General features: G+C 60.3%; 4 protein-coding genes. 3 read left to right on the top strand and 1 reads right to left on the bottom strand.

Features of this window, described 5'->3' with window-relative positions:
• Positions 1–311: 311 nt before the first annotated feature.
• Positions 312–1,031, bottom strand: coding sequence for a putative quinol monooxygenase (locus tag CLV77_RS00130; protein ID WP_045320533.1), 720 nt, complete (start codon positions 1,029–1,031; stop codon positions 312–314).
• 103 nt (positions 1,032–1,134) lie between these two features.
• Between CLV77_RS00130 and CLV77_RS00125 the strand changes: the two genes are divergently transcribed.
• The 3 genes from CLV77_RS00125 (at position 1,135) to CLV77_RS00110 (ending at position 4,567) form a co-directional block, all read left to right on the top strand.
• Positions 1,135–2,064, top strand: a complete 930-nt coding sequence (locus CLV77_RS00125; RefSeq protein WP_233128145.1) for a LysR family transcriptional regulator — start codon at positions 1,135–1,137, stop codon at positions 2,062–2,064.
• Between the two features lie 819 nt (positions 2,065–2,883).
• Positions 2,884–3,813, top strand: coding sequence for a DUF2493 domain-containing protein (locus CLV77_RS00120; RefSeq protein WP_100053157.1), 930 nt, complete (start codon positions 2,884–2,886; stop codon positions 3,811–3,813).
• 538 nt (positions 3,814–4,351) lie between these two features.
• Positions 4,352–4,567, top strand: a complete 216-nt coding sequence (locus tag CLV77_RS00110; protein WP_076981290.1) for a hypothetical protein — start codon at positions 4,352–4,354, stop codon at positions 4,565–4,567.
• Positions 4,568–5,114 lie beyond the last annotated feature (547 nt).

Here is a 5,114-nt window from a genome sequence, read left to right as displayed (position 1 = left end):
CTGTCGCTGCATCCCTTGTCCGGACGCATGTCCATGTGCCGCGCCTCGGCGGTGTCGATTTGGACTGAAGCAGTACACCCTACGTTGTCGGCCCATAGCTGCCGCTCGGCGAGCTGTCCGGCGCTGGAGCGCAGCTGCACTAGAACGGTCATTTGCATCGGCGGCAGAATTTTCAATGGGTAAGCATCAGCAGACTGGGATAAAATGCCATTTCGCTGCGGTTAATCGACCGACTTGGCTTTACTCTCAACTCAAATAGCAAAGTGCCCGATGGGTTGCACCGGGCACTTCTTTGTTGACGCAGCTCGAGATTACTTGGCAGCAAGGATGTCGAAATTGCGGACGTTTGCCACCACACCATCGTCCCATCCGCCCGAGACCAATTCCGAAGCCCTTTCATTCAGTAGCCCGGCGACCTGTCCGGCAAAATGCGCTTCGCGGCCAGCATCGTCGGCAAAGATGTCGAAGATGGCAAAGTTGTTCTCGTCAATTTGCAGCGCCGCCCAGAACAATGTCATGGGTTCGGTATCTGCGACGATGGGGCCGGCGGCGGTCAGCAAGGCTGCCAATTCGCGGCCTTTCCCCGGCGCAGCTTCAAGCTTGATGTAAGTTGCGGTCGTTGCCGTGGTGAGATCAACCGGCGCCTTGACCGACAGGACATCGGAGTTGTTGATATTCGCGACAACACCTTCGTCCCATCCTCCGTCGACCAGTGTGTCGGCGTTTTGGTTCAAAGCCGCAGCAACCGCTCCTGAGAAGTGAGCGTTCCGTGCCTCTTCATCTGCAAAGATGTCAAAGATTGCGAGCGTATCGTTGGCTTGCAGAGCAAACCAAAGGACGGTGCCCGGCTCTGTGTCCCGCACGATAGGTGCGGCACCCGCCAGAAACTCCGCGAAAGCTTCGGACTGGCCTTCGGCGGCGGGCATGGCGATGTAGCTGGCGGTATGATTTTCCATTGGATTGTCCTGTGCAGTTGCAGAAGTTGCGATCAGAGCCAGTGCGGCGAGTGTCTGAAGAATTTGCGATTTCATGGTCGGCCCCTGCTTTGAAGTGCATCGTGTTTGGTTTCGATGCACTCTTGTCCCATGCCGGATGCGGTGGACTCCAATTCCGAAATGCTATTCTTTGATAGACATGGACTATCGAACTTGTTTTGATGGCGCGGCCGGAGATGTGACGGAGAATGCGGCGATGGAAATGAACCAGATCAGATACTTTCTCGCTGTCTGCGAGCACCGAAACTTCACCCACGCGGCCAGTGCCTCCAATGTCTCCCAACCTTCCTTGACGACTGCGGTCAAGAAACTTGAAGACGAACTTGGAGGTGACCTGTTTGTCAGAGACCGTGCAGGCTGCAGGCTGACCGCGCTGGGAAAACTCGTGCAGCCAAGATTGCAGAAAATATCCGACGAGACGCGACAGGCGAAGGCCGAGGCAGTCCGTCATATGCGGTTGGAGCGAGTTCCTATCACTGTCGGTGTCGGCGAAACGACTGGCCACAGCAGAATTTCGGCAGCTATGGAGCGTATGCGCAAGCGCGTGCCGCAAGCCGAAATCGAATTGATCGTTGCGTCATCCCACGAGCTTCTTTCCGGGTTGCGAGATGGTGACTTTGACGTTGTCGTCACCGCGGACAAGGTCAGTGAAGACCTCTATCGTATAGACATTCTCTATGAAGAGGACTACAAGGTCGTGGTGTCAAAGTCGCATCCATTGTCTGAACTAAATACAATTTCTCTTTCGACGCTTGCTCAAACTGACATGCTTGACAGACTGAATTGCGAAATGCGGGATACTTTACATGGAACCTGCGCAGATCAAGGTTACGACCTCTACGCGGCCTATCGGTCAAATCGCGTGGATTGGTTAATCGAACTTGCCCGGCAGGGTTCGGGTGCGGTGATCCTACCAGCCACCGCTATTCCATCAGACATGGGCCTGGTGTCGAAACCCATCGATGGCTTTGAAATAACACGAACTGTTTTGGCCGTTCGATATCGGCACCAAACGACGAGATCAGAAACAAATGATCTGATCCGTGAGATTATGCGCACGCCAGCATAACGACGCCGGTTATCGACCCGGGCGCATCGTGTATCATTCTGCAATTAGGGCTCAAACGATGCTTTCGTGCCATCAGGCTCGACTTACGAGTGGTTCTGAAAATGGGGGCAGGTCAAACTGGCGCTGACGCTGAGACAATAATTGTCGCAATCATGTCTCAGACAGTATGCTTTCGCACTCGCAGTGAATGTCCGCTTTCCGCCGATCACGTCGAATGCCTGGACAAGCAATCCCTATAGTCGGCAGCGTAGTCCCTGCACATCAACCGTGGCCAGAGCCTTGCGGCCTCCCCTGCTCGGCTTCGCGTGTCGCAGGGGAGAACGGCCCTTCGGTCCGTCGCGCATTCGGCCATGCGGCCTCACCGCGGCGTCGCACCCAGACCCCCGGTTTGCCCGCCTCGCGAGCACGTCCCTCCCCGGCCGCTCCGCCGGATTGCGCTCTGGTCTGTTTTGGCCTGAGGCCAAAACGATCCCGCCGCTCCATCCGTCTCCCGCGTCCGGTCGGGCCGTTTGCCTGCTCGTGTCGGGCAAACCTACCGTCAAAACACACACACATGAGCGTGGAAGCATATCCTCCGGATGGCCCCCAAATCAGCCCGCGTCAAGGATCGCAAAACTTTTCGGCGAGGGCGGGGCCCGTGGCGCGGTGCGTTCCCGTGGGTGAGGGCGCGCATGTGTCGGGTGTTGCGCACGGAAAACTTTTGCGCCCGGCAAGCCGGCGACTGCGCCGTCCCTGACCCGGGCAGATTCGGAAACCAGGCATTCGGCCATGCCCCCACACTCACGTGGTGGCCTTGCAACCGAACACTGGAGACCAGACATGGCTTACGATAACGCAAACACCTACGAGACCATCGAGCTTTTCGGGCTGACCGAGAAGGACGCGCAGCTGCCGATCCCGGAAGATCACATCCTGACCGACCGCATCATCCGCGAAAGCTTCGAGGCTTTGCTCGGGCAGCTGCGCGGGACCGGGCTTGAAGCCGAAATCGAACCGCTGGCCCATGGGCTCGCCACGATCCTGCAGCGCCGCAAGGTGGCGCTTGGCAAGGAGGTCGACCGCACCGCCGACAAGATCGGCGCGCTGGCAAAATCTCACGACGGATCGGAGATCGCCGAGACCGCGCTCGAAGAGGCGCAGGCGCGCTTTCTGCAGCTGCGCGAGATTGTCAGCGCCATCGAGGTGATGAGCGAGGCAGCGGCAGAATGCTACGAGATTGAGACGGGCCACGCCTTCATCCCGGCAGCCGGGTCGCGCGCAAGCGTCCGGGCGCAAGAGACCGGGGCGGTCTTCGAGGCGCGGCAGCTCCTGGAGCAGCACGACCGCGAGACTGCCGAGAAATCCAAAGTCGAGGGGGTGCCCCTGATCGTCTCAGGCGCCACCGACTGGACCGATGTCGATGTGATCTTCAACACGCTCGACAAGGTTCGCGAACGGATCAAGCAGAACCGCAATCAGGAGATCTTCCTCTGCCATAAGGGTGGCAAGCACGGGGCGGAGATGATTGCGGCTCGGTGGGCCCGGGCACGCGGGGTCGCGCAGGCGCGCTTCGATCCGCGCTGGTCCGCGCATGGACGGGCGGCACCGTTCAAGTGCAACGACGAAATGCTGGACGACAAGTTCGCAGCGACGGGGGTTGTACTCTTCGGCGGCAACGGGGTCGCGCTGAACCTCGGACAGAAGGCGGAAGCGAAAGGCCTGACGGTCATGCGGGTTGCTGATCCGGCGAAGAAGACTGCGCAGGATTGAAGAGAGGGGGTCGCGCTTGGCGCGGCCCTTTCGTCATGTCTCATGGCGCGTGCGATCGGTCATGCGCGATCGGCAGTCTGCGGCGTCCAGCACCGTTATCCCTCTACCCGGTCCGTCAGAGTGCGGCCCATCCGCATCGGTACGGGCTGAGGATGGTGCGAATCTCACGCACATCGTCAGCGGGGCAAGACGCGGGCTGTGGCGACGCCGGGCTTGAGGCTGAAGACCAGCACGACCCTAGGGTGGTGTTTCGGAACATCGCATCCACGCGGGCGGGTTCCGTCAGCACCCCGGCCAGGATCGGCGGGACGCGGACGGGGACGGTGGCGACGGCGTGATGGCAAGAGTCATTCGGGTCTCTCCTTTTTGCTCATGGATGTGGATCGCACGGGGTCGGCCCGTTCGTGCCCTCAGCTCACGCTTCGGCAAGCACAAATACGGCTTCCACGGCTGGCCGCGGACCCTCCGCATTTGCGCTTGCGACCGGGCCTCCTGCCCCCGTGCCGGGTGATCCCCATCGCAACAAGGAGTAACCCAAATGACCAACCACTACGTCGCCACCGTCCCCGTCAAGTTCACCGATACCGATGGCCAGGAGCGCACCCGCTTCCAACGCGTCGGCGCGATGTTCCGCAACACCCGCAACGGGGACGGCTCGGAGTTCTTCAGCCTCAAGCTCGACTTCCCGGTCGCGGTCTCGGAGCTGGTGATGTTCCCGCCGAGCGCGAAAGATCCCCAGGACCGAATCCTCTGACGAGGATGGGCTGCCCCAGGACGATCTTGGGGCGGACCGATCCCTGTTCCAGGGATGCCGCGTCCGGCGGTCAGATCGCCCGAGGCGACTTCACGAAGCCGCCGGCCGCTGCGCGTTCAACGGACGCACTCCCCCCGGAATGATCAGGCCGCGACAGACCGGCCAGTCAGCCTCAAGGGGGCCATCCACAAAAACCTATCGGCCAGGGCCTCCCGGTTTTTGCGGCAGAGATTTGGCAAGCCAAATCTGGCCCGCCTTGACCCTGCCTGTCCGCCCTGTCGGTGGGGTTTGCGCCCGCCCGCGGTTCCGTCCGAACACATGCGTGTTCGTCCAGACCCTCGGGCGGTGCTGGAGAAGGGGCCTTTGAAGCTGGAGGCTGTGCTGGTGGTGAGGGCGGCAGAGCCGCGTCCCTGCGGGCCGCGGCGTGAAGCGGACACCAAGGCTGCCTGAGACTGAATGCGACGTAAGTATATAATTGACAGCTAGGTATATTATCGTAAGGTAGGGGCAGCCTTGGTGGAAGGTGGCAGGAAATAGGGGGTCTTTC

This window comes from Brevirhabdus pacifica (assembly GCF_002797755.1).
Taxonomy (GTDB): domain Bacteria; phylum Pseudomonadota; class Alphaproteobacteria; order Rhodobacterales; family Rhodobacteraceae; genus Brevirhabdus; species Brevirhabdus pacifica.
The sequence above is the reverse complement of the archived record's forward strand: the minus strand, read 5'-3'. Positions and strand labels throughout refer to the sequence as shown.